Raw genomic sequence first — 25,052 nt, 5'->3', positions numbered from 1 at the left:
TAATGTGACCGCGACGTCGGCCCCCGATCAGGACATCGCCGCGCTGGCGAAGGGCGGGCGGACCAATTTCTTCGGCTTCCTGCTGCGGCTCGCCGCGCGGCTGCCCTTCCTGTTCATCGCCGGCCATTATTACGGGCCGGAGCTGCTCGGCCGCTTCGCCTATGCGATCATCGTCATCGAGCTGGCCGCGCAGCTCGCCACGATCGGCCTGAAGCGCGGGCTCGCCCAGCAATTGTCGAATACCGACCGGCCGCATGTCTGGGTGGTGTGGGACGGGCTGCTCGCCGCCTTCATCGCCTCGGCGGCCGCCAGCCTCATCCTGATGGCCTTTCCGCAGGCGATGTTCCCGTCGGGCGACATACGCGGCGCGGAATGGCTGCTGCCGCTCGTCATCTTCGGCATCGCCGGGGCGGACGTGGCGCTCGCCGCGCTCGCCTATCGCCACGACGTCGCCTCGACCGTCCATGTCCGGGCGATCGTCGAGCCCTGGACGATCAGCATCGCCGCCGGCCTGCTGGTCTTCGTCTCCTCGCGCGATGGCCTGATCATCGCCTATGTCGTCTCGATCGCGGCCGGGCTCGCGACCGCCTTCTGGCGGCTGGGGCGCAGCTACGGCCTGCCGCGCGGATGGAAACCCCGGCCGGCCGAGCTGATGGCGGTGGCGCGGCGCAACATCCCGCTCGCCGCCGCCGACGCGATCGAATGGGGGTCGCGACGGCTCGACATCGCGATCCTCGGCCTGTTCGTCGCGCCTTACTGGGTCGGCGTCTATTATGTCGCGCAGCAGGTCGCCTCGCTGCCGCAGAAGCTCAAGACCAGCTTCGATCCGATCCTCGCCCCGGTCATCACCCAGAAATTGGCGGAGGACGACCGCAAGGCGGTGGCGAAGCAGGTGCGCCAGGTCGGCTTCTGGATCATCGCCGCGCAGGCGGGCATCGGCCTCGCGCTCGGCCTGCCGGGCGAGGCGGTGATGGGCCTGGTCGGCCCGGGCGGCGCGTTCGTCGGCGGCACGGCGGCGCTCGCCTTCCTGCTCGCCGCGGAAGTCGTGGCGGCGACGGCGGCGGTGTCGGAGGCGGCCCTGGTCTATGTCGCGCGGCACCGCAACCTGCTGATCTCGCTGCTCATGCTCGGCGTGCAGGCGGTGCTGACGGTGGGCATCATCCTCGCCATGCGGACGCTCGGCTGGTCGGAGGCCTTCCAGACCGCCGGCGCGGCGATCGCCCTGATGCTCGCGCTCGGCCTCGCCTCGGTGCTGAAATCCAGCCTGCTGGCTCGGCTGCTCGGCGCGCCGGTGCAGGGCTGGCGCTGGCCGCTGATCTGGGCGGCGGCGGCGGCGGTGGTGGTCGGCTTCGCCTTCCTGCAGGTCCCGCCCGCTTACGAATGGGTGGAGCTCGCCTTCGGCATCCCCGCCATCCTGTTCACGTTCGGGCTGGTCATCTGGCTGCGCGGCTTCACCCACGAAGACCGCGTGCTCTTCCGCCGACATGGCGACGAGACGGCGACGCTTCCGGTGCCGGGCGGGAAGGACGGCTGATCCGGCCTCAGTGCCGGAAATGGCGCATGCCGGTGAAGACCATCGCGAGGCCCGCTTCGTCGGCGGCGGCGATGACCTCCTCGTCGCGGATCGAGCCGCCCGGCTGGATCACCGCCGTCGCCCCCGCCTCGACCGCGGCGAGCAGGCCGTCGGCGAAGGGGAAGAAGGCGTCGGAGGCGACCGCCGAGCCGATCGTGCGGGGCTCGGCCCAGCCCGCCTTCTCCGCCGCGTCCTTCGCCTTCCAGGCGGCGATGCGGGCGGATTCGAGCCGGTTCATCTGACCGGCGCCGATGCCGGCGGTGCCGCCGTCCTTGGCGTAGACGATGGCGTTGGACTTCACATGCTTGGCGACCTGCCAGGCGAACAGGCAATCGGCCAGCTCCCGCTCGCTCGGCGCCCGCTTCGTCACAACCTTGAGCTGGTCGCGCGCGACGATGCCGTTGTCGCGCGACTGGACGAGCGCGCCGCCGGCGATGGTCTTCAGCATGATGCCGCCGCGCGCGGGATCACTCAGGGGGCCGGTGAGGATCAGGCGCAGATTCTTCTTCTTCGCGAAGATTTCCAGCGCGTCCGCGTCGGCGTCGGGCGCCGCGACGACTTCGGTGAAGATGCCGGCGATCGCCTCGGCGGTCGCGCCGTCGAGCGGGCGGTTGAGCGCGACGATGCCGCCGAATGCCGACACGCTGTCGCATTCGAATGCCGCCTTGTAGGCCTCGGCGAGGGTGGCGGCGGTGGCGACGCCGCACGGATTGGCGTGCTTGACGATGACGCAGGTCGGATCGGCGTCGCGGAATTCGGAGACCAGCTCCAGCGCCGCGTCCACGTCGTTGAGATTGTTGTAGGACAATTCCTTGCCCTGCACCTGCCGGTGATCGGCGAGGCTGCCGCCCGGCGCGAAGGCAGGGAGATAGAGCGCCGCGCTCTGATGCGGATTCTCGCCGTAGCGCAGGCTCTGGCCGAGACGGAGCGGGACGCTGAGCCGGGGCGGGAACATCTGCCCCTGATCGGCGAAGGCGAACCAGGAGGCGATCGTCGCGTCATATTCGGCGGTGGCGGCATAAGCCTTGGCGGCAAGGCGGCGGCGCAGGCCCAGCGACGTCATGCCGCCGCTGGCGTCCAGCGCGGCGATGACCTCGGCATAATCGGCCGGATCGGTGACGATGCCGACATATTCATGGTTCTTGGCAGCCGAACGCACCATCGATGGGCCGCCGATATCGATATTCTCGATGATCTCGTCCCGCTCCGCGCCCTTCGCGACGGTGGCGGCGAAGGGGTAGAGATTGACCACGACCAGGTCGATCGCGCCGATGCCGTGATCGGCCATCGCGGCGGCATGGGCGGGATCGTCGCGCACGGCGAGCAGGCCGCCATGCACCTTCGGGTGCAGCGTCTTGACCCGCCCGTCCATCATCTCGGGAAAGCCGGTGAGGTCGGAAACGTCCTTCACCGCCAGCCCCGCGTCGCGCAGCGCCTTCGCGGTGCCGCCGGTGGACACCAGCTCGACATTGTGGCGGACGAGGGCCTGGCCGAGCTCGACCAGCCCGGTCTTGTCGGAAACGGACAGAAGCGCGCGCGTGACTTTCACGTCGGTCATGGAGGTGTCCTGCAAGGGTGGAATCGCCGTGGCCTTAGCGGCTCCCTAGCATTCCGTCACCCCAGCGAAGGCTGGGGTCCATACGGACTCAGCATGGATGCCAGCCTTCGCTGGCATGACGGATATTATGAGGCCCGCTTCATCTCCCAGGATATGGTCATGCCGGCCGGCGGCGTCTCGCCGGCGACGGCGAGCATCAGGGTCGGCTGGGGCTGCGCGGCCCCGTCGATCCAGAGGCTGTCCTCCACCATGAGCTGGCCGCCCCGGCAGCGGAACTGCCAGACGGCGCCGCCCCGGATGCGCAGCAGCGCGCCCTGCCCGTCGGCAGTGGCCGTCACCTCGACGGCGGGCGCGAGGTGGAAGCGCACCGCGAACGGCACCGGCTCGGTGCGGCGGCGGCGCTTGGGCGCGGGGTGGAGGATGTCCTCGCCGGTGAGCTGGCGCCCATCAGGCGTGAGGACCAGCCGGCGCTCGTGGATCAGGCCGTAGCGCTTGGCATAGCCGTCATGCGTTGCCTCGACCCGGGCGATGCCGGCGGTCTGATCGCGCGACATCTCGACCGCGCCGACGCCCTTGCCGAGCGAGCCGTCCTCGTGGATCGCGGTCGAATTCCGGTCGGCGAGCGTCAGGGTGGAATGGGCGGCGGTGGTGCGCAGGCCGCTGGCCAGCGCCTCGGGCAAGGTGCCCTTGCCCGCGCCTTCGCCGCCGCAATTGACGATCAGGCGCGATTCGCCGTCCGAGAATTCGAAGGCGAGCGTGGAAGCGCAGCCCCCCGACAAGGCGCGGGGCGGCGGGGGCGGCGCGGCATCGAACACCAGCACGCTCTGCTTGCACTGGAGCCGCTGATAGCCCCAGCCGCGCGCCTGGCGCAGCGCGCGCGAGGTGACGGCGGAGGCCTCGACGGCGGCGAGCACCCGGCGGCGGCGGACCATGTTGCCGCCCTGCCAGGAGGAGAGCGCATCGTCGCCGAGCGTGACGGCGAGCAGGGCGCCGACCGTCCCGGCCAGCACCTCGCCGAGCCAGTCCGGCACCTCGCGCCGCGCGGCGATATAGGCGGAGCGGAGCTGGGCGAGGATTTCCACGAGCGCGAGCTGCTCGACCGGGGCGCGGCTGATCAGGCCGCCATCCTCGTGCAGCGAGACGGCGAGCGCGCGGGTCAACCCCGCCTCGCCCGATTTGAGGCGCGCCGGGCCGCCCTGGACGACCAGAGCGGCGGCGATGACGCCGCACCAGGCGGTGACGCGCGGCAGACCGGGCACGACCTTGTCGGCACCGCGATCGAGATGCCGGGCGCCGCGCGCCAGCGCGTAGAGCACCGAGGAGCGATAGACGATGTCGTTGCTCGACAGGATATAGGGCGCATAGGCCGTCCAGAAGAGGATGCGCCGCCCCCACAGATCGGCGCGCCAGGCCGGTTCGCTGACATGCTCGCCATAAGCGTCCAGCCATTTGCGCATCGCCTTTTCGGCGACCTTCGCGCCGCGCTCGCGGGTCGCGGCGGCGGCGAGGTCGCGCAGCCAGGCGAAGCTTTGGAGATAATCGGCGACATCGTCGGGAAAGCCGGCGGCGGTGAAATCGACGCCGTCCACCGGCAATTCGTGGCCGTTGTGGAGGAAGACGCCCTCCAGCAGCGCCTCGCCCGCCGCCTTGTCGCCGGCGACGGGATCCTTCGGCACGGCGAGCAGCTTCAGCGGCACCCGGCCGCGCAGGCGCAATTTGTGCAGCGGCGTCTTCCAGGCGAGCCGGTGCAACCGGTAGCTCATCCGCTCGATCAGCGAGAGGCCGCGATCGTCGCCGACCCGGATCAGCCGCTTGCCCTGCTCGATCTCGCCCGGCTCGATCTCGGGGTCGATCCGCTCGAGCAGGCTCATGATCCTCTCAGCGCCCGGATATTGTCGGCATAAGCGGCGGGGCCGCCCTTGAAGGTGGCGGTCCCGGCGACGAGCGCGTCGGCGCCCGCCTCGATCACGCGGCGGCAATTGGACTGGTCGATGCCGCCATCGACTTCGAGGTCGATCGGCTTGCCCAGCCTGTCGATCTGCTTGCGGATCGCCTCGACCTTGCGGAGCTGGCTTTCGATGAACCTTTGCCCGCCGAAGCCGGGATTGACGCTCATCACCAGAACGAGATCGATTTCCTCCAGCACATAATCGAGCGCCTTGGCGGGCGTCGCGGGATTGAGCGACACGCCGGCGCGCTTGCCCAGCGCCTTGATCGCCTGGATCGTGCGGTGAAGATGCGGGCCGGCCTCGGGATGGACGGTGATCGTGTCCGCCCCGGCCTCGGCGAAGGCCTCCAGATAGAGGTCCACCGGCGAGATCATCAGATGGACGTCGAACGGCTTCGTCGTATGGGGCCTGAGCGCCTTCACCACCGCCGGCCCGATCGTGATGTTGGGCACGAAATGGCCGTCCATCACATCGACATGGATCCAGTCCGCGCCCGCCGCGTCGATCGCGCGTACCTCCTCGCCCAGTCGCGCGAAATCGGCCGAGAGGATCGAGGGGGAGATGCGGACGCTCTGCTGCACGGCGGCGAATCTAGCACCCCCGCGACTCGGGGGGCAAGGAAGGGGGCGGACTTATCCCCGGCTAATTGCGCCGGAAACGGGTCAGATAGAAGCTGTCGGCGCCGCCCGACGCCTCATGCATGCCGGGCAGGATGCGCTGCTCCTCCTCCTGCGCGAAGTCGGGATGGGTTTCGAGGAAGGCGCGGGCGACCGCCTCGCCCTCCTGCGGCTCCAGCGAGCAGACCGAATAGACCAAAGCGCCGCCGGGCTTCAGCCACTGGCAAGCGCGGGCGAGCATCGCCTGCTGCGCTTCGGCCAGCGCGGCGATCGCTTTGGGCCGGACCCGGTGCAGCACGTCGGGATGGCGGCGGAAGATGCCGGTCGCCGAGCAGGGCGCGTCGAGCAGGATCGCATCGACCGGGCCGGGCGGGGCCCATGTCATCACGTCGGCGGCGATCACCTCCGCCTCGAGGCCCGTGCGGGCGAGATTGTCCGAAAGTCGCGCGAGGCGACTTTCCGAGGCGTCCACGGCCGTCACCTTCCAGCCGGACGCAGCGAGCTGCATCGTCTTGCCGCCCGGCGCGGCGCACAGGTCGAGCACCGTACGGCCCTCGCCAGCGCCGAGCAGGCGCGCGGGCAGCGAGGCGGAAATGTCCTGCACCCACCAGCGGCCGCCCGCATAGCCGGGCAAGGCGGCGACGTCGGTGCCGCGCGGCAAGCGCAGATGGCCGGGCATCAGGCTGAGCCCTTCCACATCCGGCGCATCCTCCGGCGCGAAGGCCAGATCGATGGGCGGCGGCGTGGCGATCAGGCGGGACGCGGCGGCGACCACGTCGTCGCCCCAGGCGCCGTGCCAACGCAGCGCGACCGGATCGGGCAATGCCGGCACCTCCGGCAGCGTCCAGCCGCCGCGCATCGCCGTCCCGAACACGCCATGGACCAGCTTGCGCGGGCCGCCGTCGACCAGCGGCAGGACGGTGGAGATGGCCGCATGGGGCGGCGTGCCGAGCCGCAGCGCCTGGACGAGCGCGATGCGCAGCGCGAACCGCGCCTTGGCATCGTCGGGAAGCCGCTGCTTCGTCGCCCGGTCGATCAACGCGTCGAGATCGGGCAGGCGGCGCAGCGTTTCCGCGACGATGGCGTGGGCCAGCGCCCGATCCTCGCTTTTGTCGAGATCGCGCGCCGCGCCGTCGAGCGCCGCTTCGAGCGGCAGCCCCTTGCGCAGCACCGCATCGAGCAGGCGCAGCGCGGCACGCCGCGCGGACGTGCCCGGCGGGTCGGCGCGGCTCAGTCCCGCCGTCCGAGCGGATCGAGGGACGACACGCGCACGGTGCGCTCAGCATCCAGCCCCGTCGCCTCGCGGGGCGGCGCCGCGACCTGGGCGAAGCCGGGCTCACGCGTCATCGCCTCCAGCGCGGCGATGCGGTTCTCGGTCGCCGGATGGGTCGAGAACATCGAATCGCCGCCGCGCGCGAGGCCGGGCACGATGTAGAGCGCCGAAGCGGCGGGATTGCGCGCCGCGACCGGATTGGGGATGCGCTGCGCGCCCTGCGCCAGCTTGGCGAGCGCCGAGGCAAGCGCGCGCGGATTGCCGTGAATCTCCGCGCCGCCGCGATCCGCGCCATATTCGCGCGTCCGGCTGATCGCGAGCTGGACGATCATCGCCGCGAAGGGCGCGACGATGACCGCGAGCAGGATGGCGATGATGTTCTGGTTGCCGTTGCCCCGGAAGAAGAGACCGAAATTGGCGAGCATCGCGATCGCGCCGGCGATGGTCGCCGTCATCGTCATCACGAGCGTATCGCGATTTTTCACATGGGCGAGCTCGTGCGCCATCACCGCCGCCACCTCGTCATGGTCGAGGATGCGCAGCAGGCCTGTCGTCGCGGCGACGGCGGCGTTCTGCGGGTTGCGGCCGGTGGCGAAGGCGTTCGGATGCTGTTCGTCGATCAGATAGACTTTCGGCATCGGCATGTTGGCGCGCGTCGCAAGCTCGCGCACGATGCCGTGGAGCTGCGGCGCGGCGCGCGCATCCACCTCGCGCGCATTGTGCATGCGCAGCACGATCCTGTCGGCATTCCAGTAGGTGAAGACGTTCATGCCGGCCGCGACGACGAGCGCGATCATCGCGCCGCCCGACCCGCCGATCGTGTAGCCCAGGCCCATGAACAGGGCGGTCAGCGCCGCGAGCAGCAGCATCGTCCTGAAAAAGCTCATCTTGCCTAAACGTCCTCCTCGTCCGAAATGTGGGGGAAAGACGTCCCTTTTTCAAATGGAACCCCCATGGCCGAGCGCCCGCCGCACGTGAAACCGCCCGCCTATCTCTCCGAGAGCCCGCCCGTGCCGGTTCCGGAAGAAGCCCCGTCCGTCGAGGAACATGGCGGCCCCAAGGGCAAGGAACCCACCCGCTACGGCGACTGGGAGAACAAGGGCATCTGCTGGGATTTCTAGGTCGGTATGACCTAAACCCCTTCGCTCCTCAGCGGGCGGGCCAGCAATTCCTCGACCACCGATTGCACCGGCACGTCCGCGAGGAGCGCGCAGACCGCCTCCACGATCGGCATGTCGACGCCGATATCGGCCGCCGCCTGACGCAGCACCGGCGCGGTGAAGGCGCCTTCCGCCACCGTCCGCCGGTCGGCGAGCAGGTCGGCAGCGCGCTTGCCCTCGCCCAGCCCCTTGCCGAGGCTGAAATTGCGCGAGCTGGTGGACGAGCAGGTGAGGACGAGATCGCCGAGCCCGGCCAGCCCCGCCAGCGTCTCCGCCCGCGCCCCCTTGGCCAGCCCGAAGCGGGTCATCTCCGCGAAGCCCCGCGCGATCAGCGCGGCGCGGGCGTTGAGCCCGAGCCCCAGCCCCTCGACCACGCCGCAGGCGATGGCGATCACATTCTTGACCGCCCCGCCCACCTCCGCACCGATCACGTCATCCGAATAATAGGTCCGGAAATGGGGCCGGCCGAGCCGGGTCACGAGCCGGTCGCCGAGCGCGGAATCGGCCGTCGCCAGAGTGAGCGCAGCGGGCAGCCCCTTCGCCACCTCGTCGGCGAAGGACGGGCCGGACAGGACCGCGATCGGCGCGTCCGGCTGCGCCTCGGCCGCGACCTCGGTCATCAGCTTGCCGCTGCCCTCCTCGATCCCCTTGGAGCAGAGCACCAGCGGGACATGGGCGACCGGCAGGCGGGCGAGCACCCGGCGCAGATGCTGGGCCGGAGTGACCACCAGCACGGCTTCGCGGTCCGCCAGATCGGCGAGATCGCCGGTGGCGCGCAATGACGGGCTGAGCGTCTGGCCCGGCAGATAGAGCGCGTTTTCATGAGCCGAATTGATCGACGCGACGACCTCCTCCTCGAGCGCCCAGATCCGCACGTCGTCGCCCGCATCCGCCGCGACCTGCGCCAGCGCTGTCCCCCACGCGCCCGCGCCGATAACCCCGATCCTCATGCCTTCACCCCCGCGCCGCGCGCCTTTTCCGCATCCGGATCGAGCGGCCACCGCGCGCGCGCCGGCGCGTCCAGACCGTCGATCAGCCCCTGTTCGAACCGCAGCGCCCCCGCCCAGCCGATCATCGCCGCATTGTCGGTGCACAGCCAGAGCGGCGGCGCGACAAAGGGCAGATCGTGGCCCCGCGCCAGCTCGGTGAGCGCGCCCCGGATCGCCCGGTTGGCCGCGACGCCGCCCGCGACGACCAGCGCGGTAGCGCCCGGCGCCGCGTGGATCGCGCGCGCCGTCCGGTCCACCAGGCAATCGACCACCGCCCGCTGGAAGGAGGCGGCGAGATCGGCATCGCCGTAGCGGCCGCTCTCATGCGCACGCAACACCGCGCTCTTCAGGCCGGCGAAGGAGAAGTGCGGCTCGTCCGATCCGGCCAGCGGGCGCGGCAGCGGCACGGCGGCGGGATCGCCCGCCTCGGCCGCGCGCTCCACCGCCGGGCCGCCGGGATAGCCGAGGCCGAGCAGCTTCGCCGTCTTGTCGAACGCTTCGCCGGCCGCGTCGTCGATCGTCGTGGCGAGCCGGCGATAGCGGCCGACGCCTTCGACGAACAGCAATTGGCAATGACCGCCAGAGACGAGCAGCAGCAGATAGGGAAAGGCGAGGTCCGGCGCGTCGAGCATCGGCGAGAGCGCGTGGGCCTCGAGGTGATTGACCGCCACAAGCGGCTTGCCGCTGGCGAGCGCGAGGCCCTTGGCGGTGACGAGGCCGACCATCACGCCGCCGATCAGGCCCGGCCCGGCGGTGGCGGCGATCGCATCCACCTCGGCCAGCGTCACGCCCGCTTCGGCCAGCACCTCCTCGACCAGGCTGGGCAGAATCTCGACATGCGCGCGCGCGGCGATTTCCGGCACCACCCCGCCATAGGGCCGGTGCGCTTCTTCCTGCCCGGCGAGCCGGTGCGCAAGAATGCGACGGTCGGACGTCACCAGCGCCGCCGCCGTCTCGTCGCAGCTCGATTCGATGCCGAGGATCAATGTCATCTCGCGCTTCCCTGCCATTGCGAACGCGGCTAGCACAAGCGCCGCAATGACCTATCCCCTTCGTATCGGTACCCGCGGATCGCCGCTGGCGCTCGCCCAGTCCCATATGGTGGCCGCCGCGCTGCACGCCACATGCGGCGTCGAAACCGAGATCGTGCCGATCACCACCACCGGCGATGTGATCCAGGACCGTCCCCTCGCCGAAGTGGGCGGCAAGGCGCTTTGGACCAAGGAGCTGGACCGCGCGCTGATCGAGGGGCGCACCGATCTTTCCGTCCATTCTATGAAGGATGTCGAGACGATCCGGCCGGGGCGGCTGGTGATCGCCGCAATGCTGAAACGGGCCGACACGCGCGACCGGCTGATCGGCGCCGACAGCCTCGACGCGCTGCCGACGGGCGCGCGGATCGGCACGTCATCGCCCCGGCGCACGGCGCAATTGCTGGCGCGGCGGCCCGATCTGGCGGTCGGCACCATCCGGGGCAATGTGCAGACCCGGCTCGACAAGATCGCCCGCGGCGAGTTCGACGCGACCCTGCTGGCCGCGGCGGGGCTGGACCGGCTCGGCATCGCGGTCGGCACGCCGCTCGAAGGCTTTCTGTCCGCGCCGTCCCAGGGCGCGATCGGGATCGAGGTGCTGGCGGAGAACGAGCCGGTGCGCGCCCTGATCGCGGCGATCGATCATACCGAAACCCATCGCTGCGTGGCGGCGGAACGCGCCTTCCTCGCGGCGCTGGGCGGCGATTGTCATTCCGCCGTCGCCGCCCGGGCCGTGCTCGACGGCGGCGCGATCCGGATCGAGGCGGAAATCCTGAGCGCGGACGGCAGCGAAGTCCGCGCCGGCGCCGGCGGCGAGCCGGCGGAGCTGGCCGCGCGCTTGTTGGCGCAAGCCAGCCCGACGCTGCGCGCGATGTTCTCGGCATGAGCGCGCCCCTCCTCATCCTGCGCCCGCAGCCCGGCGCGGACCGCACCGCCGCGCGCGCCCGGGCGCGCGGTCTCGCGACCGTCATCGCGCCGCTCTTCACGGTCCGTCCGCTTGCCTGGACGGCGCCCGAGGGATCTTATGACGCGGTGATGCTGACCAGCGCCAATGCGGCGCGCCATGCCGGCGACGGCTTGACGCCATATCTGAAACTGCCCTGCCACGCAGTCGGCGAAACGACGGCGGAGGCGGCGCGCGAAGCCGGATTCCTCGATGTCATCACCGGTCCCGCCGACGGCGGCGCGCTGATGGCCGACATGGCAGGCGCCGGGATTCGTTCGGCCCTGTGGCCCTGCGGCCTCGATCGCGCGACACCGGACGATGTCGGCATCCGGATCGCGGCCGTACCCGTCTATGTCGCTGAACCGATCGAATTCCTGCCGCCAGAGGCCGACGCGGCGTTGCGCGCGGGCGCGGTCGCATTGCTCCATTCGCGCCGCGCGGCGGCATGTTTCGCCGCCTTGGCCGCCGCCTATCGCCGCACGACGCGGGTCGCGGCGCTGAGCGAGGCGGTGGCGCAGGCGGCCGGAGACGGCTGGGCCGGGATCGCGGCGGCCGATCGGCCGCGCGACGAAGCCTTGCTGGAGCTTGCCGCGAAGCTGTGCCAGACTGATCGCGAAATGAGGCCGCCGCACGCATGAACGCCGATTACGATCCGATCGACACCCGGATGGCCGAGCCGCGCCGGCGCGGCTGGCCCGCTTATCTGGTCTTCGCGTTGATCTGCTTCGCGCTGGGGCTGGCGGCGATGGGCTGGGTGCTGTCGAAATGGGATGCCGCCGCCCGCTTCGTCGGCGTGGCGCCCGAGCTTCCGGCCGTGACCGAGCCGGCGACACAAAGCGAACCGGAGCCGGAGCCGGGCACCGAGGTGGCGCGCCCCGCCCAGCCCCGACCGGCACCGGGCGCCGAGCCGCAGCGCATCGTCATCGATCCCGAGATCACCCGGCGCGTCGCGGCGCTGGAGCAGCGGGTCGGCCAGGTCGATACGCAATCGCGCGCCGCGGTCGGCAATGCCGATCGGGCGGAAGGGCTGCTGGTCGCCTTCGCCGCGCGGCGCGCACTCGACCGGGGCGTGGCGCTCGGCTTTCTCGAGGCGCTGCTGCGCCAGCGCTTCGGCGCGACCCAGCCGCAGGCGGTCGGCACGATCATCGCCGCCGCGCGCGAGCCGGTGACGCTGCAGGAATTGCAGGACGGGCTGCAGCGCGCCGCGCCGCTACTGGTCCGGGCCGGGTCCGAGCAGGGTTGGTGGGATGCGATCCGCGCCGAGCTGGGCAGCCTGATCATCGTCCGGCGCGAAGGCTCGCCCTCGCCCGTCCCGGCCGAGCGGCTGCGCCGTGCCACCCGCCGGCTCGAAGCCGGCCAGGTCGATGTCGCGCTGGCCGAGGTGATGCGCCTGCCCGGCCGCGACGCCGCGCGCGAATGGGCGATGGACGCGCGCCGCTATGTGCTCGCCCGCCGCGCACTCGATGCGATCGAGACGGCCGCCTTGCTTGAGCCGCGCACGCCTGTCCCGAACGCGGACGTACCGCCGCCGGCTCAGGAATAAGCCGCGTGCCTCAGTTTCCCGCGGGCGGCGGCATCCCGGCGGGACCGGAATTGGCGATGTCCACCAGCGTCACCGTGAAATCCAGCTCGGCATTGGGCGGAATCACGCCGCCGCCCGCGCCGCGCTCGCCATAGCCGAGTTCGGGCGGGATGCGCAGGCGGTAGCGACCGCCCTTGTTCATCATCAGCAGCCCCTCGTTGAAGCCGGGGATGAGCTGCCCCACCACCATCGGCACCGGCTGCTCGCTCGAATCGAAGACGGTGCCGTCCGCCAGGCGGCCTTCGTAGGTGACCAATACGGGCTGGCCGAGCTGCGGGCGGGCGCCGTTGCCCGGGCTGAGCGTCTCGAAGCGCAGGCCGGACGGCGTGGTCGCCGATTGCGGCGCGGGCGCATTCAGCTCCGCCTGGCGCGCGGCATCGAGTTCGTTGGCGAGATCGGCGAGGCGATCGGCATCGGACTGGCCGCAGCCGGCGAGCAGCAAGGCGGCGGCGAACGCGGAGGGAGCGAATCTGTTCATGGCGGCCCGCATAGGCGGTCGCTTGCGCCGCGCCAAGCGCAGGAAATCAATCCACGCCGTTTTCGGGTTTGCCGATCATGTTGCCGGATGCGGCCTCGCCGCCGGCAAGGTCGTTCGCCGCCGGATCGACGAAGCGCGTATAGACCGTGTTTCCTTCCCCCACGGGCGCGGCGAACAGCCAGACGACCGGCGCCAGGACGACCAGCAGCGCGAGCCCCCGCGTTACCGGCGACCGGGTCAGCGCGAACAGCAGGATCGCCCCGGTCACCAGGGCCAGCGGTAGCAGAATATTGGTGAATATGGGCGACCACATGTCGCCATTCTCTGCCATGCGCGGCCCGGCGGCGAGCGAAGCGATGAGCATGAAGAGCAGCCACAGCCCTTCGAGCGCCGCGAGCGTCCAGAAAAGGATGCCGATCAGTATCCGCATATCCGCGTTCCCCCGCGCCACCGGTGCAGCCGGCGGCGACGCGCGAAAGTCATCCTAATCTGAAAAACTGGAGCGGGCGAAGGGATTCGAACCCTCGACCCCAACCTTGGCAAGGTTGTGCTCTACCCCTGAGCTACGCCCGCTCTCGGCGGAACCGGCGGGGCCGGTCCGGGTAAGGCGGCGGCTGCTAGCATGGGCTTTCTCGCCCGGCAAGCCCTGTCGCAACGGGGTTGGCATGAGGGGCGTTCTTCCCACATAGGACCTTTGAAGACATCCCATTTCCGAAAGGTTCGACGTGGCGACATTGGGCATGACCGAGGCCGAGCGCGAGGCGGTCGAGCGATTCCGGCGCGATGTCGTCGAGCCGAGCATGACGAGCCTCGTCATTCTCGATTTCTGGGCGGAATGGTGCGGGCCCTGCAAGCAGCTCGGCCCCGTGCTGGAGAAGGTCGCCGCCGATTATGCCGGGCGGGGCGTGACTTTGGTCAAGATCGACGTCGACCAGGACAAGTTCATCGCCGCCCAGTTCCGCGTCCAGTCGATTCCCACCGTCTATGCGATCTTCCAGGGCCAGCCCGTCGCCGACCTCTCCTCGGCGCGCACCGAGGGCCAGATCAGCGGCGCGCTCGACCAGCTGCTTGCCCAGCTCCCCGTCCAGGGCGAGGCGCAGGAACTCGAAACGCAGGTCGAGCCGCTGATCGCGATGGGCGAGCAGGTGCTGACCGAAGGCGATGCCGAGCGCGCCGCGAACATTTTCGGCCAGATCGTCGAGATGGCGCCGGAGCATCCCGAGGCCGCCGCCGGCCTCGCCCGCGCGCTGGTCGCGGCCGGGCGGATCGACGAGGCCAAGGCGACGCTGGACGCGCTGCCGGAGAAGGCGGCGAAGGATGCGGCGGTGGCGCAGGCGCGCTCCGCCATCGCGCTCGCCGAGATCGCCCCCACCGGTGAGACGGCCGAGTTCGAGGCGCGGATCGCGAAGGACCCGGACGATCATGAGGCGCGCTACGAACTGGCCGGCGCGCTGATGGCGGCGGGGAACCGCGATGCCGCCGCCGATCAATTGCTGGAAAGCATCGGCCGCGACCGCGAGTGGAATGACGGCGCGGCGCGCCAGCGGCTGCTCCAGATGCTGGAGGCGATCGGTCTCGAAGACCCCTGGGCGGCGGCGCAGCGGCGGCGGCTGTCGCAGATCCTGTTCGGCTGATCATGGCGGCCACGCTGCTCCGCGTGCCGATCTTCCCGCTGGCCGGAGCCTTGCTGTTCCCGCGCGCGCAATTGCCGCTCCATATCTTCGAACCCCGTTATCGCGCGATGGTCCGCGACGCGCTGGACGGCGACCGGCTGATCGCGATGGTGCAGCCGAAAGGCGACGGCGAGACGCCGGCCGTGTTCGATATCGGCTGCATCGGCCGGATCGACGGCTGCGAGGAGCTGGAGGACGGGCGCTTCAACATCGTGCTGGAAGGGCTCGGCCGGTTCCGCATCGCGCGCGAAGCGCGGGTCGATACGCTGTATCGCCAGATCGACGCCGATCGCGCCGGCTTCGACGACGACGACGAGGAGGATGAGCCGCTCGGCATCGCCCATCGCGCCGAGATCGAGCGCGAGGCCCGGGCCTATGCCGATTCGCTCGGCTATGCGGTCGACTGGGACTCGGTCGCGCGGCTGGACGATGAGATGCTGGTGAACGGCATCGCCCAGATCGCCCCGCTCGACGTCGGGTCGAAGCAGGCATTGCTGGAAGCGCCCGATCTGCTCGCCCGTGCCGACCTGCTCGTCCAGTTCATGCAGTTCCAGCGCATGGCCCCGGGCGGCGCCGACGGCCCGCGGACGCTGCAATGAACCTCGATCCGGCGCTGCTGGCCAAGCTGGTCTGCCCGGTGACACGCGCGCCGCTGCGCTATGACGCGGAAATGGAGGAACTGGTTTCGAAGGCCGCCGGCCTCGCCTTCCCGATTCGCGACGGCGTGCCGGTGCTGCTGGTCGAAGAGGCCCGTATACTGAAATGAGTGGCGATCCCGATCTCAGCGGCCAATGGACCGGGGTGTACAATTATCCGGCGCACTATCCGCCGAACACGTTTGAGGCGACGATTCGCGAGACCGGCGGCCTGATCACTGGGGTGATCCGTCAGCCGGGCGAGTATTTCGAGCCGGCGGGCACGATGCAGCACGCGGTGATCGAGGGCCGTCGCACCGGAAACTCTGTCTCTTTCGTCAAGGTTTACGACGATCTCGGCCGCGCCACGCCGCATTATCGCGGCATCGTCCAGGCGGGCGGCGACGAGATCGAGGGAGAGTGGACGATCCCCGGGGACTGGTCCGGGACATTCCTGATGATCCGCAGCGCGAAGACCGCGAAAGCCGAAGAACGACATGTCAGCGAGAAGGTCTAGATCGTCAGCCCGCGCAGCAGCAGCGGCATATCCCCCGATTCGCCCCGCGCTTCCGCCATCAGCCGGTCCTTCAGCGGCCCGATCCGCTGCACCGCGCCCATGCCGAAGCGGCGGACCGCCGACGCCGCCTTGCCGGGCACGCCGTAGAGCCGGGTGAGGCCGTCCGTGGCGAGCGCCACCATGAACGTGTCGAGGCTGCGCCAGCGCTGGTAGCGATCGAGCAGTTGCGCGTCGCCGAGATCGAGGCCGAGCCGGGCGCCCTCCACCAGCACCTCGGCGAGCGCGGCGGCGTCGCGGAAGCCGAGATTGAGCCCCTGCCCGGCGATCGGATGGATGCCGTGCGCGGCATCGCCGACCAGCGCGAGCCGCGTGTCCGCGATCCGCGCGGCATGGTGGAAGCCGAGCGGATAGGACCAGCGCGGCCCGGCCAGCGCCACGTCGCCGAGGAAGCCGCCCATCCGCTTTTCGATCTCGTGCGCCAGCGCCCGGTCCGGCAGCGCGGCGACGGCGGGGCCGTCTTTCGCCGAGACCGACCAGACGATCGCCGAGCGGAACTTGCCATCCTCGCCCGCCTGCATCGGGAGGATCGCGAACGGGCCGGCGGGATAGAAAATCTCGTAGGCGGTCCGCTCGTGATCGCGTTCGTGCGTCACGGTGGCGACGATCGCGACATGATCGTAGCGCCAGCGCGCCAGCGGGATGTTGGCCGCTTCCCGCACCGGCGAATTGCGCCCCTCCGCGCCGATCAGCAGCGGCGCGCGCGCCTCGCCGCCATCGCCGAGGGCGATCCGCACGCCGACCGAGTCGCGTTCGATGGAGACGGCGCGCGCCGGCATCCGGAGGTCGATCCGCTCCGCCGACAGCGTCACGTCGCGCAAGGCCGCGCGCAGCAGCCGGTTCTCGACCATGATGCCGAGCGGGTCGTCGTCGGCCCCCGGGTCGAACAGGATGCCGCCGGGCTTGAGACCGTCACTGACCCGGATCGCCTGGATCGCGCAGGTCCGCCCCGCCAGCCGCCCGGCGACGCCGATCGCCTCCAGCATCCGCCAGGACGATGACGACACCGCCGTCGCGCGGCCGTCATAGCTGGGCGCGACCTGCTTTTCCGGATCGGCCGGATCGATGACGAGGCTGGCCAGCCCGTGCCGGTCGAGCGCGATGGCGAGCGTCAGGCCGACCAGGCCGCCGCCGAGGATGATGACGTCCGCTTGCCGCATTCCGCCGCTCTAGCCGGGCGCGCGGGCCACGCCAAGCTTGACCGGGGAGTCCAGGGCGGCGATGGTGACGGCAGGAACATTTGGGGCACGAATTGATGGCGGCGACGACAGCCCAGGGCCGGATGGCGCGGTGGCGGGAGGGCCTCAGCCAGGCCGCCCGGCGATCGGGCGCTGTACTCGTCGGCCTCGCGCTGGCGGGCTTCGCTTTGCTCGCCGCGCTGGCTCTGGCGAGCTACCGGACCAGCGATCCCTCGCTCAACACCGCCGCCGCCGGTCCGGTCGGCAACTGGATCGGCCCGCCCGGCGCGTGGACGGCGGACCTGATGCTGAGCCTGCTGGGGCCGCCCTCGGCCCTGGTCCTGCCGCTGCTGCTCGTCATCGGCCTCAGGATCGCGCGCGGCGTCGAGGCGGGGCGCTGGCTGCGCTCGCTGATTCTCACCTTGCTCGGCATCGTGCTGATCGGCCTCGCTGCCGCGCTGGTCGTCGGCGGGGCGGTGAGCGGTCTGCCCGCCGGATGGGGCGGCGGCGCCGGGCTCGGCCTCGCCAATCTCACCGAGCTCGCTCTGGCCCGGCTCGGCGACGAGAGCATCGTTCAGCCCTTCCGCATCGCCGTCATCGCGCTCGCGGCCGCCGCCGGACTCGTTCTCTGCCTGCTCGGTCTCGGCCTCACCGTCGAGGAGCGGGCCTGGCTCGCGACGCGCCGGGCGAAACGCGAACGGGTGCAGACCGGCAACCGGCCGGAGACGGAGCCGCGCCCGGCCCGCGCCGCCGTCGCGCCCGCCGCGCCGCAGCGCGCGCCGGTCATCGCCGATCGCGCCTCCTCGCGCGACCGCGAACGGCGGCCGCTGCGCGAGCGGCAGCCCTCGCTGGCCCTGGGCGACAGCTACACCCTGCCGTCGATCGACCTGCTCAACCCCGCGCCGCCGCCGGTGAATGTGGCGCTCGACAAGGCCGCGCTGGAACGCAACGCCCGCTTGCTGGAGAGCGTGCTCGAGGATTTCTCGGTGAAGGGCGAGATCGTCGAGGTCCGCCCCGGCCCGGTCGTCACCATGTACGAGCTGGAGCCGGCCAGCGGCATCAAGGCGAGCCGCGTCATCCAGCTCGCCGACGATATCGCGCGCAACATGTCGGCGCTCTCGGCCCGCGTCGCCACCATTCCCGGCCGCTCCGTGATCGGCATCGAGCTGCCCAACGCCAAGCGCGAGATGGTGAGCCTCGCCGAGCTGGTCGCCAGCCCGGCCTTCGAGGATCAGGTCGCCTCGCTGCCGATCATCCTGGGCAAGAACATCGCCGGCGATCCGGTCGTCGCCGATCTCGCGCCGATGCCGCACCTGCTCGTCGCCGGCACGACCGGCTCGGGCAAGTCGGTCGGCCTCAACTGCATGATCCTGTCGCTGCTCTACCGGCTGACGCCCGAGCAGTGCAAAATGATCATGATCGATCCCAAGATGCTGGAGCTCAGCGTCTATGACGATATCCCGCATCTGCTCTCCCCCGTCGTCACCGAGCCCGCCAAGGCGATCCGCGCGCTCAAATGGACGGTCGAGCAGATGGAGGAGCGCTACCGGATGATGGCGTCGGTCGGCGTGCGCCAGCTGTCCAGCTTCAACGCCAAGGTGCGCGAGGCGCGGATGAAGGGCCAGCCGCTCGGCCGGCGCGTCCAGACCGGCTACGATCCCGAGACCGGCCAGCCCCAGTACGAGATGGAGGAGCTGGAATATGACATCCTGCCCCAGATCGTCGTCGTGGTGGACGAGCTCGCCGACCTGATGATGACGGCCGGCAAGGAGGTCGAGTTCCTGATCCAGCGCCTCGCCCAGAAGGCGCGCGCCGCCGGCATCCACTTGATCATGGCGACGCAACGCCCTTCGGTCGACGTCATCACCGGCGTGATCAAGGCGAACCTGCCGACCCGCATCTCCTTCTCGGTCACCTCCAAGATCGACAGCCGCACCATCCTCGGCGAGCAGGGCGCCGAGCAGCTCCTGGGCAAGGGCGACATGCTCTACATGCCCGGCGGCAAGCAGATCGTGCGCGTCCACGGCCCCTTCGTCTCCGACGAGGAGGTGCGCGCGGTGGCCGATTACTGGCGCGGCCAGGGCCAGCCCGATTATGTCCAGGCCGTCACCGAGGAGCCGGAGGACGGCGGCTATCTGTTCGAGGGCCAGCCGACCGGCGAGGACGACGCCGAAACCCAGCTCTTCCGCAAGGCGGTCCAGGTCGTCGCCGAAAGCCAGAAGGCGTCCACCTCCTATGTCCAGCGGCAATTGCGCGTCGGCTACAACAGCGCCGCCCGGCTGATCGAGCGGATGGAGAAGGAAGGCATCGTCTCCGCCCCCGACCATGTCGGCCGCCGCGAAGTCCTGGTCGATCCCGACGGGCGGCCGCTGGGCTGATACGCAGTTCGTCCCGCGCACGATTCCGCCCGGCGCAATCCACTTTGCGTGAACGACGATCCGTGCGATTCTATGGATGAGCCGAAAGGATTCCGAGGATGGACATCGAGCGCCAGCAACAAGAAGTCGATCGGAACTATGATGCGTTCATGAGGATGCTTGGCGCGATCTTGCCTGAGCATCGGGATCAGTTGGCCCTCATGCGTGACGGGCGAATTGTCGGTTATTATGATACGCCGCGACAGGCGCTTTGCGCGGCGTCCGAACTCTTCCCGGACGAAATCTTTTCTATTCAGGAGGTCACTGACGAGCCGATCGATCTCGGCTTCTGGTCTCATGTCGGCCATTGAGTGGCGGCGCGAACCACGCCGCATCCTCCTGCCTGTCATCGTCCTTGCTCCCTATCCCGTTGCCGATCTGACCGGCTGGGAAGCCACCGCGCTTATCGATACCGGCTCGTCGGTGAGCGGCGTGGCGACGCGGATTGCGGAAGACATGGGCCTGAAGCAGCTCGGCAAACGTCCTCTCAAGTCCGCGCAGGGGCTTGGCCAGGTCGAACGTTATGCATTCCGCATCGGCTTCAAACCCGATCAGGCCTCCTCAAGCAGTCCTGCCTTTCCCTTCGTCTTCGACGAGGTGATCGGAATCGAGCTGACCGATACGTTTGAATTCAACGCCCTCATCGGCATGGACATTCTTCGGCAATGCGATTTCAGCATGAGCCGCGACGGCCATTGTTGTCTTCGTTTCGGGTGACAGACGCGGAACCCGCAACGTTCACTGGACATTCAAGCACCCGCCGCCATAGCGCGGCGGAATTCGGAACGGTCCGCAAAGGAAAAGACATATGCGCCTTCGCGCTCTCGCCCTCGCTTTGGCCCCGCTGACGCTCGCCGCCGTCGCCGCGCCCGTCGCGCTCCATGCGCAGGCTTCGGACGGACTGGCTCTGGTCCAGGCCCATTTGCGCGGCGTCGATACGATGACCGCCGATTTCACCCAGACCGACCGGCGCGGCCGTTCGCTGTCCGGCACCTTGAGCCTGAAGCGCCCGGGCAAGATCCGCTTCGATTACGGCCGCAGCGCCAACATGCTGATCGTCGGCGACGGCCGGGCGCTGACCTTCGTCGATTACGACGTGCGCGACGTGCAGCGCTGGCCGATCAACGATTCGCCGCTCTCCGTGCTGCTCGATCCCAGCCAGGATCTGTCGCGCTTCGCCCGCGTCGTGCGCAGCGACAATCAGGTGCTGATGATCGAGGCGCGCGATCCGCGCCGCCGCGAATTCGGCACGATCACGCTCGCCTTTGCCCGCTCTCCGGGCGCGCCGTCCGGCCTGATCCTGCAGGGCTGGAACACGGTGGACGCGCAGAACAACCTCACCAGCGTGCGGCTTTCCAACCAGCGCTTCAACCTACCGGTCGCCGACAGCCTGTTCCGTTACCGCGATCCGCGGCGGCAGGGGCCGCGCGGCTGACGAAACCGTTCATCGGGGCGACAGGTGAGTTGCTCTAGTAAAGAGGTTGCAGTCGCAGGTTCGGTTGCGGGTTTTCCCCCTGTTGCCCGCACCGGCAAACCGGTGGCTGACCTCGCGTAGCAACGCTTGGTAGGCCCCCGCTCCACGCCCCCGGAGCGGGGGCCTTTCATGTTTCTGGGCTCTGTTTCAGCTTCGCTGAAACAGGCGCGGCACCGAAAACGACTCCAAGCCCCCATCATCGACAGGGCGGGTCTCGCCCGCTAAGCGACCTTCCATGTCTTCCTCCCTCAAGATCGCCACCTGGAACATCAATTCCATCCGCGCCCGCACCGAGATCGTCGAGAAGTTCCTGATCGAGGAATCGCCGGACGTTCTGTGCCTGCAGGAAACCAAGGTGCGCGATTCCGAGTTTCCCGAGGGGCTGTTCCGCCGGCTCGGCTACAATCACCTGATGATCTGCGGCCAGCCCATGCATCACGGCGTCGCCATCGCCTCGAAGCGGCCGCTGCGCGAGGACGGCCGGCTGGACTGGCAGGCCAATGGCGAGGCCCGCCATGTCGGCGTCCGGCTCGAATGCGGCATCCGGCTTGAAAATGTCTATGTCCCCGCTGGCGGCGACATTCCGGACCGCGAGCTGAACGTGAAGTTCGGCCAGAAGCTCGATTTCATCGAGCGGATGACGCGCTGGTCGGAGACCTGCCGCGAGCCGACCATCCTGGTCGGCGACCTCAATATCGCGCCGCTCGAATGCGATGTGTGGAGCCACAAGCAGCTCCTCAATGTCGTCAGCCACACGCCGGTGGAGGTGGAGGCGCTGACCGGGCTGCAACAGAGCAATGAATGGGTCGATCTCGGCCGCAAGTTCGTCCCCGCGCCGGAGCGCCTGTTCACCTGGTGGAGCTATCGCTCGCCGGACTGGACCAAGAACGATCGCGGCCGGCGGCTCGATCATATGTGGGCGACGAAGGACGTCGCGGCGCAGGCCGTGTCGCACAAGGTCTACAAGCCCTGCCGCGCCTGGGCGCGCCCGTCCGATCATGTGCCGCTGATGACGGAATTCGCATTTTGAGCGCGGCGCGGGACATTGCCCGCGCGATCGACGCGCTGCGACGCGGCTGGCCGGTGTCGGTCGATGGGCTGATGCTGCTTGCGGTCGAGACGGCCGACGAAGCGGCGCTCGCCGCCTTCGACGCGGGCGGCCTGGCGGATCTGCTCATCTCCGGCAACCGCGCCGCGACGTTGAAGCTCGCCAACCAGCGCGAGGGCACGCCAACCGCCCCGGTGCGGATCGCCCGCGCGCCTTGGATCGACTTCGCCGAGGCCATCGCCATCGCCGATCCCGCGCTGGACCTCGCGACTCCGCTCAAGGGTCCGTTCCAGGCGCGCCCTGTCGATCATCCAGAGACGGCGCAAGCGGCGATCCGCCTCGCCCGGCTTGCCGGCCTGCTCCCCGCCTTCTTCATCGGCGGCGCCGGTACGCCCGAGGCGCGTGTCGCCGCCGCCGACATCGCCGCCTTCGGCCATGGCGACGATCTGCGCATCGTCAGCCGCGCCCGCCTGCCGACCCGCTTCGCGGAAGGGGCGGAGATCGTCGCCTTCCGCGCCGACGGCGACACGGCCGAGCATGTCGCCCTGCTGATCGGATCGCCGGACGGCAGGCCGCCGCTGGTGCGCCTGCACAGCGAATGCCTCACCGGCGACGTGTTCGGCTCATTGAAATGCGATTGCGGCCCGCAGCTCGCCGGCGCGATCGCCGCGATGGGCAAGGCAGGCTGGGGCATCCTCCTCTATCTGCGGCAGGAAGGGCGCGGCATTGGCCTCGTCAACAAGCTGCGCGCCTACGCGCTGCAGGACCAGGGCTTCGACACGGTTGACGCCAATCTCCGCCTCGGTTTCCAGGACGACGAACGCGATTTCGGCGCGGCGGCCGCGATGCTGAAGGCGCTGGGGCAGCGCGAAATCCGCCTCCTCACCAACAACCCCGCCAAGGTCGCCGCGCTGGCGGCGGAGGGGATCAGGGTCACGGAGCGCGTCCCCCACCGGATCGAGCCCGGCGACCACAACCGCGCTTACCTCGCCACCAAGCGCTACCGGAGTGGGCATCAGCTTTGAGGGGAGGTTCGGTCGTTCGCGGGCACCAAGTCCCAGGTTTTCCCGCCAGGGACCGACAAACCCTTGCATCTCGCCAAGGCTTCTTCGAGCAAGGCCGTATCCAGATCCCACCAATCCCGAAGTCCCTCGAGAGCGGGAAGCAATTCCGACCGAGCGAAATACGCGGCGGCCTCAATGAACAAGATGCCGATCTGATCGCCTTCAAGAGAGGCCACGAGCAGTGGCAATGCTCGCGTATCGCGCCGCCGTGCCAATCCCCAGAGCGCTTCGCTCTTGGCGTCAAAATCGGAATCGCCGGCGCGTTCCAGAAGAGCTTGGCGAACCTCTTGCGAATCGTCGTCTCGCGCCGCCAATGCGAACGTCGCCCAGTCGCGCACGCCAGGATCGGCATCTCTCATCATTGCGAGCAGGGAGGAGAGTTCCCAATCGTCGACGGCCCGCGTTCGCAGCAGCGCGAGTTTGTTCAGCGTTGCGCGCTTAGGATCGTCGTCAGCCACAAACGCCTTATAGCACGGTTGGGAGCGCCCCTTCTTCAGCCTTCTATTTCGCCAGAAAGGCCGCCACCTCCTCGAAATCGTGTGCGATCCGCGTGAGCCCGAGCCCGCGCAGCCGCTCGGCATGGCCGTCCAGGCAGTGCCGCCCCGCGGCGAGGCCGATCACGGTGGCGCCGCTGGCCAGCGCGCCGGTGACGCCGACCGGCGAATCCTCGATGATCGCCACCCGCTCGATCGGCACGCCCAATGCGGCGGCGGCGTGGAGGTAGATGTCCGGCGCCGGCTTGCCGCGCGCGACATGCTCGCGGCCGGAATAGAGATGGCCGCCGAACGCATCGCGCAGCCGCAGATGATCGAGATGGCGCGCGATCCAGCGGGTCGAGCTGGACGAGGCGATCGCGCGGGGCAGGTCCGGCGGCAGCGATTCGATGAAGGCGACGGCGCCGGCCACCGCCTCGATTCCCTGTTCCATCACCCGCTCGTCCTCGGCCTTGCGCGCGGCGTGGAAATCCTCCGGCAGCGGCCCGCCGATCCACTTTTCGATCGCGCCGAGGAAATCGCGCCCCGAAAGGCCCATGAAATTGGCCATCGAATCGGCCACGCTGGTCGGATGCCCGCGGGCGGTCAGGAACTCGGCGATCTGCGCGTTGCCGACATATTCGCTTTCGAGCAGCACCCCGTCGAAATCGAAGATCAGAGCGTCGAACCTCATCCACGCGGGCCGAACAGGGCGGTGCCGACGCGAACATGGGTGGCCCCGCACATCGCCGCCGTCTCGTAATCCGCCGACATGCCCATGCTGAGTCCGGTGACGTCATGGCGCCGCGCCAGCTTGGCGAGCAGGGCGAAATAGGGCGCCGCCTCCACGCCCTCCGGCGGGATGCACATCAGACCGGCGACCGGCAGGCCCGCCTCGGCGCAGCGGGCGAGCAGAGCGGGCAGATCGGCGACCGCGCAGCCGCCCTTCTGCGGCTCGTCGCCGATATTGACCTGGACGAAGCAGTCCGGCCGCCGCCCGCTCTTCGCCATCGCCTTGGCGAGCGCATCGACCAGCGACGGACGATCCACCGAATGGATCGCATCGAACAAAGCCGCCGCATCCTCGGCCTTGTTCGACTGAAGCTGGCCGATCAGGTGCAGGCGAAGATCCGGATGCGCCGCCTTCAGCGCCGGCCATTTCGCCTGCGCCTCCTGCACCCTGTTCTCGCCGAAGTCGCGCTGGCCGGCGGCGATCAGCTCCTCGATCGCTGCGACGGGCTGGGTCTTGGAGACGGCGATCAAGGTCGCGGCGCCCGCCGGGCGTCCCGCCAGCTTCACCGCTTTGGCGATGCCGTCGCCCACCGCCGCCAGCCGTTTAGATGCTGATGCCTCATTCATG

Annotated in this window: 27 protein-coding genes and 1 tRNA gene; 14 read left to right on the top strand and 14 right to left on the bottom strand. The window is 69.7% G+C overall.

What is annotated here, in order from left to right; all coding sequences use genetic code 11:
• Positions 1-4 precede the first annotated feature (4 nt).
• Positions 5-1,534: an oligosaccharide flippase family protein gene (locus tag KF780_03380; GenBank protein MBX3560834.1), complete on the top strand. Its 1,530-nt coding sequence runs from the start codon at positions 5-7 to the stop codon at positions 1,532-1,534.
• A gap of 7 nt (positions 1,535-1,541) precedes the next feature.
• Here the strand turns inward: KF780_03380 and purH are convergent, their stop codons facing one another.
• From purH to htpX, 5 genes are all read right to left on the bottom strand, one after another.
• Positions 1,542-3,131 (bottom strand): bifunctional phosphoribosylaminoimidazolecarboxamide formyltransferase/IMP cyclohydrolase, encoded by a 1,590-nt coding sequence (gene purH / locus KF780_03375; GenBank protein MBX3560833.1) that lies wholly within the window; start codon positions 3,129-3,131, stop codon positions 1,542-1,544.
• Between the two features lie 125 nt (positions 3,132-3,256).
• Entirely contained in the window at positions 3,257-5,002 is a 1,746-nt protein-coding gene (locus KF780_03370) for a heparinase II/III family protein (GenBank protein ID MBX3560832.1), read from the bottom strand.
• Positions 4,999-5,661, bottom strand: coding sequence for a ribulose-phosphate 3-epimerase (locus tag KF780_03365; GenBank protein ID MBX3560831.1), 663 nt, complete (start codon positions 5,659-5,661; stop codon positions 4,999-5,001). Before KF780_03365 ends, KF780_03370 begins: the two co-directional genes overlap by 4 nt.
• 61 nt (positions 5,662-5,722) lie before the next feature.
• A complete protein-coding gene (locus tag KF780_03360; protein MBX3560830.1) occupies positions 5,723-6,931 on the bottom strand; it encodes a methyltransferase domain-containing protein in 1,209 nt (402 codons plus the stop codon).
• Positions 6,928-7,857, bottom strand: coding sequence for a zinc metalloprotease HtpX (gene htpX, locus KF780_03355; GenBank protein ID MBX3560829.1), 930 nt, complete (start codon positions 7,855-7,857; stop codon positions 6,928-6,930). Before htpX ends, KF780_03360 begins: the two co-directional genes overlap by 4 nt.
• Before the next feature lie 66 nt (positions 7,858-7,923).
• Here htpX and KF780_03350 point away from each other — a divergent pair, with 66 nt between their 5' ends.
• Positions 7,924-8,091 carry a DUF1674 domain-containing protein gene (locus tag KF780_03350; GenBank protein MBX3560828.1) on the top strand — a complete coding sequence of 56 codons (168 nt, stop codon included), beginning with the start codon at positions 7,924-7,926 and terminating at the stop codon, positions 8,089-8,091.
• 11 nt (positions 8,092-8,102) lie between these two features.
• On the opposite strand, the gene KF780_03345 is transcribed toward KF780_03350, so the two are convergent.
• Together KF780_03345 and tsaD are read right to left on the bottom strand one after the other, a co-directional pair.
• Positions 8,103-9,080 (bottom strand): NAD(P)-dependent glycerol-3-phosphate dehydrogenase, encoded by a 978-nt coding sequence (locus tag KF780_03345; protein ID MBX3560827.1) that lies wholly within the window; start codon positions 9,078-9,080, stop codon positions 8,103-8,105.
• Positions 9,077-10,111, bottom strand: coding sequence for a tRNA (adenosine(37)-N6)-threonylcarbamoyltransferase complex transferase subunit TsaD (tsaD, locus tag KF780_03340; protein MBX3560826.1), 1,035 nt, complete (start codon positions 10,109-10,111; stop codon positions 9,077-9,079). The genes KF780_03345 and tsaD overlap by 4 nt, the downstream gene beginning before the upstream one ends.
• A gap of 46 nt (positions 10,112-10,157) precedes the next feature.
• Between tsaD and hemC the strand changes: the two genes are divergently transcribed.
• Genes hemC through KF780_03325 form a run of 3 tightly spaced genes read left to right on the top strand, consistent with a single transcriptional unit; the run spans position 10,158 to position 12,639 of the window.
• On the top strand, positions 10,158-11,036 hold the full coding sequence (gene hemC / locus KF780_03335; GenBank protein MBX3560825.1) for a hydroxymethylbilane synthase: 879 nt from the start codon (positions 10,158-10,160) through the stop codon (positions 11,034-11,036).
• On the top strand, positions 11,033-11,734 hold the full coding sequence (locus KF780_03330) for a uroporphyrinogen-III synthase (protein ID MBX3560824.1): 702 nt from the start codon (positions 11,033-11,035) through the stop codon (positions 11,732-11,734). Before hemC ends, KF780_03330 begins: the two co-directional genes overlap by 4 nt.
• Positions 11,731-12,639, top strand: coding sequence for a hypothetical protein (locus tag KF780_03325; protein ID MBX3560823.1), 909 nt, complete (start codon positions 11,731-11,733; stop codon positions 12,637-12,639). Before KF780_03330 ends, KF780_03325 begins: the two co-directional genes overlap by 4 nt.
• A gap of 10 nt (positions 12,640-12,649) precedes the next feature.
• Here the strand turns inward: KF780_03325 and KF780_03320 are convergent, their stop codons facing one another.
• The 3 genes from KF780_03320 to KF780_03310 form a co-directional block, all read right to left on the bottom strand.
• Positions 12,650-13,168 carry an FKBP-type peptidyl-prolyl cis-trans isomerase gene (locus KF780_03320; GenBank protein MBX3560822.1) on the bottom strand — a complete coding sequence of 173 codons (519 nt, stop codon included), beginning with the start codon at positions 13,166-13,168 and terminating at the stop codon, positions 12,650-12,652.
• Between the two features lie 34 nt (positions 13,169-13,202).
• Complete coding sequence (locus tag KF780_03315) at positions 13,203-13,586, bottom strand: hypothetical protein (GenBank protein ID MBX3560821.1); 384 nt, start codon at positions 13,584-13,586, stop codon at positions 13,203-13,205.
• 68 nt (positions 13,587-13,654) lie between these two features.
• Positions 13,655-13,729, bottom strand: a tRNA-Gly gene (locus tag KF780_03310).
• A gap of 167 nt (positions 13,730-13,896) precedes the next feature.
• Between KF780_03310 and KF780_03305 the strand changes: the two genes are divergently transcribed.
• Genes KF780_03305 through KF780_03290 form a run of 4 tightly spaced genes read left to right on the top strand, consistent with a single transcriptional unit; the run spans position 13,897 to position 15,981 of the window.
• Positions 13,897-14,790, top strand: coding sequence for a tetratricopeptide repeat protein (locus KF780_03305; GenBank protein ID MBX3560820.1), 894 nt, complete (start codon positions 13,897-13,899; stop codon positions 14,788-14,790).
• 2 nt (positions 14,791-14,792) lie between these two features.
• On the top strand, positions 14,793-15,428 hold the full coding sequence (locus KF780_03300; protein ID MBX3560819.1) for an LON peptidase substrate-binding domain-containing protein: 636 nt from the start codon (positions 14,793-14,795) through the stop codon (positions 15,426-15,428).
• The gene (locus KF780_03295) at positions 15,425-15,595 is read left to right on the top strand and encodes a Trm112 family protein (GenBank protein ID MBX3560818.1); all 171 of its coding nucleotides are present in this window, start codon (positions 15,425-15,427) and stop codon (positions 15,593-15,595) included. Before KF780_03300 ends, KF780_03295 begins: the two co-directional genes overlap by 4 nt.
• Positions 15,592-15,981, top strand: a complete 390-nt coding sequence (locus KF780_03290; GenBank protein MBX3560817.1) for a hypothetical protein — start codon at positions 15,592-15,594, stop codon at positions 15,979-15,981. Before KF780_03295 ends, KF780_03290 begins: the two co-directional genes overlap by 4 nt.
• On the opposite strand, the gene KF780_03285 is transcribed toward KF780_03290, so the two are convergent.
• Positions 15,978-17,198: an FAD-dependent monooxygenase gene (locus KF780_03285; GenBank protein ID MBX3560816.1), complete on the bottom strand. Its 1,221-nt coding sequence runs from the start codon at positions 17,196-17,198 to the stop codon at positions 15,978-15,980. The two genes, KF780_03290 and KF780_03285, sit on opposite strands and share 4 nt — an antisense overlap.
• A 122-nt stretch (positions 17,199-17,320) precedes the next feature.
• On the opposite strand from KF780_03285, the gene KF780_03280 reads away from it, so the two are divergent.
• The 5 genes from KF780_03280 to ribA all read left to right on the top strand — a co-directional run bounded on the left by KF780_03280 (position 17,321) and on the right by ribA (position 23,180).
• Positions 17,321-19,594, top strand: a complete 2,274-nt coding sequence (locus tag KF780_03280; GenBank protein ID MBX3560815.1) for a DNA translocase FtsK 4TM domain-containing protein — start codon at positions 17,321-17,323, stop codon at positions 19,592-19,594.
• Positions 19,595-19,692: 98 nt separating this feature from the next.
• Complete coding sequence (locus KF780_03275) at positions 19,693-19,944, top strand: hypothetical protein (protein MBX3560814.1); 252 nt, start codon at positions 19,693-19,695, stop codon at positions 19,942-19,944.
• A complete protein-coding gene (locus KF780_03270) occupies positions 19,931-20,350 on the top strand; it encodes an aspartyl protease family protein (protein MBX3560813.1) in 420 nt (139 codons plus the stop codon). Before KF780_03275 ends, KF780_03270 begins: the two co-directional genes overlap by 14 nt.
• 91 nt (positions 20,351-20,441) lie before the next feature.
• The gene (locus KF780_03265; GenBank protein MBX3560812.1) at positions 20,442-21,068 is read left to right on the top strand and encodes an outer-membrane lipoprotein carrier protein LolA; all 627 of its coding nucleotides are present in this window, start codon (positions 20,442-20,444) and stop codon (positions 21,066-21,068) included.
• 840 nt (positions 21,069-21,908) lie between these two features.
• On the top strand, positions 21,909-23,180 hold the full coding sequence (gene ribA / locus KF780_03260) for a GTP cyclohydrolase II (GenBank protein MBX3560811.1): 1,272 nt from the start codon (positions 21,909-21,911) through the stop codon (positions 23,178-23,180).
• Here ribA and KF780_03255 read toward each other — a convergent pair.
• From KF780_03255 to KF780_03245, 3 genes are read right to left on the bottom strand one after another with little or no spacing between them, the layout of a single operon-like run.
• Positions 23,171-23,677, bottom strand: coding sequence for a HEAT repeat domain-containing protein (locus KF780_03255; GenBank protein ID MBX3560810.1), 507 nt, complete (start codon positions 23,675-23,677; stop codon positions 23,171-23,173). The two genes, ribA and KF780_03255, sit on opposite strands and share 10 nt — an antisense overlap.
• Positions 23,678-23,720: 43 nt before the next feature.
• Positions 23,721-24,386, bottom strand: coding sequence for an HAD family phosphatase (locus KF780_03250; GenBank protein MBX3560809.1), 666 nt, complete (start codon positions 24,384-24,386; stop codon positions 23,721-23,723).
• The gene (locus tag KF780_03245; GenBank protein MBX3560808.1) at positions 24,383-25,051 is read right to left on the bottom strand and encodes a YggS family pyridoxal phosphate-dependent enzyme; all 669 of its coding nucleotides are present in this window, start codon (positions 25,049-25,051) and stop codon (positions 24,383-24,385) included. Before KF780_03245 ends, KF780_03250 begins: the two co-directional genes overlap by 4 nt.
• Position 25,052 lies beyond the last annotated feature (1 nt).

The sequence above is a fragment of the Sphingomonas sp. genome, from assembly GCA_019635535.1.
In the GTDB taxonomy this organism is placed as follows: domain Bacteria; phylum Pseudomonadota; class Alphaproteobacteria; order Sphingomonadales; family Sphingomonadaceae; genus Allosphingosinicella.
Note: the sequence above shows the minus strand (reverse complement) of the source record. Positions and strands in the feature narration are given on the sequence as shown.

Bases quoted from the DNA above. Each gene is read 5' to 3' on its own strand.
- purH (MBX3560833.1), bottom strand. From the start codon at position 3,131: ATGACCGACGTGAAAGTCACGCGCGCGCTTCTGTCCGTTTCCGACAAG.
- KF780_03370 (MBX3560832.1), bottom strand. From the start codon at position 5,002: ATGAGCCTGCTCGAGCGGATCGACCCCGAGATCGAGCCGGGCGAGATC.
- htpX (MBX3560829.1), bottom strand. From the start codon at position 7,857: ATGAGCTTTTTCAGGACGATGCTGCTGCTCGCGGCGCTGACCGCCCTG.
- KF780_03350 (MBX3560828.1), top strand. From the start codon at position 7,924: ATGGCCGAGCGCCCGCCGCACGTGAAACCGCCCGCCTATCTCTCCGAG.
- KF780_03345 (MBX3560827.1), bottom strand. From the start codon at position 9,080: ATGAGGATCGGGGTTATCGGCGCGGGCGCGTGGGGGACAGCGCTGGCG.
- tsaD (MBX3560826.1), bottom strand. From the start codon at position 10,111: ATGACATTGATCCTCGGCATCGAATCGAGCTGCGACGAGACGGCGGCG.
- hemC (MBX3560825.1), top strand. From the start codon at position 10,158: ATGACCTATCCCCTTCGTATCGGTACCCGCGGATCGCCGCTGGCGCTC.
- KF780_03330 (MBX3560824.1), top strand. From the start codon at position 11,033: ATGAGCGCGCCCCTCCTCATCCTGCGCCCGCAGCCCGGCGCGGACCGC.
- KF780_03325 (MBX3560823.1), top strand. From the start codon at position 11,731: ATGAACGCCGATTACGATCCGATCGACACCCGGATGGCCGAGCCGCGC.
- KF780_03320 (MBX3560822.1), bottom strand. From the start codon at position 13,168: ATGCGGGCCGCCATGAACAGATTCGCTCCCTCCGCGTTCGCCGCCGCC.
- KF780_03315 (MBX3560821.1), bottom strand. From the start codon at position 13,586: ATGCGGATACTGATCGGCATCCTTTTCTGGACGCTCGCGGCGCTCGAA.
- KF780_03305 (MBX3560820.1), top strand. From the start codon at position 13,897: ATGACCGAGGCCGAGCGCGAGGCGGTCGAGCGATTCCGGCGCGATGTC.
- KF780_03300 (MBX3560819.1), top strand. From the start codon at position 14,793: ATGGCGGCCACGCTGCTCCGCGTGCCGATCTTCCCGCTGGCCGGAGCC.
- KF780_03295 (MBX3560818.1), top strand. From the start codon at position 15,425: ATGAACCTCGATCCGGCGCTGCTGGCCAAGCTGGTCTGCCCGGTGACA.
- KF780_03290 (MBX3560817.1), top strand. From the start codon at position 15,592: ATGAGTGGCGATCCCGATCTCAGCGGCCAATGGACCGGGGTGTACAAT.
- KF780_03285 (MBX3560816.1), bottom strand. From the start codon at position 17,198: ATGCGGCAAGCGGACGTCATCATCCTCGGCGGCGGCCTGGTCGGCCTG.
- KF780_03280 (MBX3560815.1), top strand. From the start codon at position 17,321: ATGGCGCGGTGGCGGGAGGGCCTCAGCCAGGCCGCCCGGCGATCGGGC.
- KF780_03275 (MBX3560814.1), top strand. From the start codon at position 19,693: ATGGACATCGAGCGCCAGCAACAAGAAGTCGATCGGAACTATGATGCG.
- KF780_03270 (MBX3560813.1), top strand. From the start codon at position 19,931: ATGTCGGCCATTGAGTGGCGGCGCGAACCACGCCGCATCCTCCTGCCT.
- KF780_03265 (MBX3560812.1), top strand. From the start codon at position 20,442: ATGCGCCTTCGCGCTCTCGCCCTCGCTTTGGCCCCGCTGACGCTCGCC.
- ribA (MBX3560811.1), top strand. From the start codon at position 21,909: ATGGGTCGATCTCGGCCGCAAGTTCGTCCCCGCGCCGGAGCGCCTGTT.
- KF780_03250 (MBX3560809.1), bottom strand. From the start codon at position 24,386: ATGAGGTTCGACGCTCTGATCTTCGATTTCGACGGGGTGCTGCTCGAA.
- KF780_03245 (MBX3560808.1), bottom strand. From the start codon at position 25,051: ATGAATGAGGCATCAGCATCTAAACGGCTGGCGGCGGTGGGCGACGGC.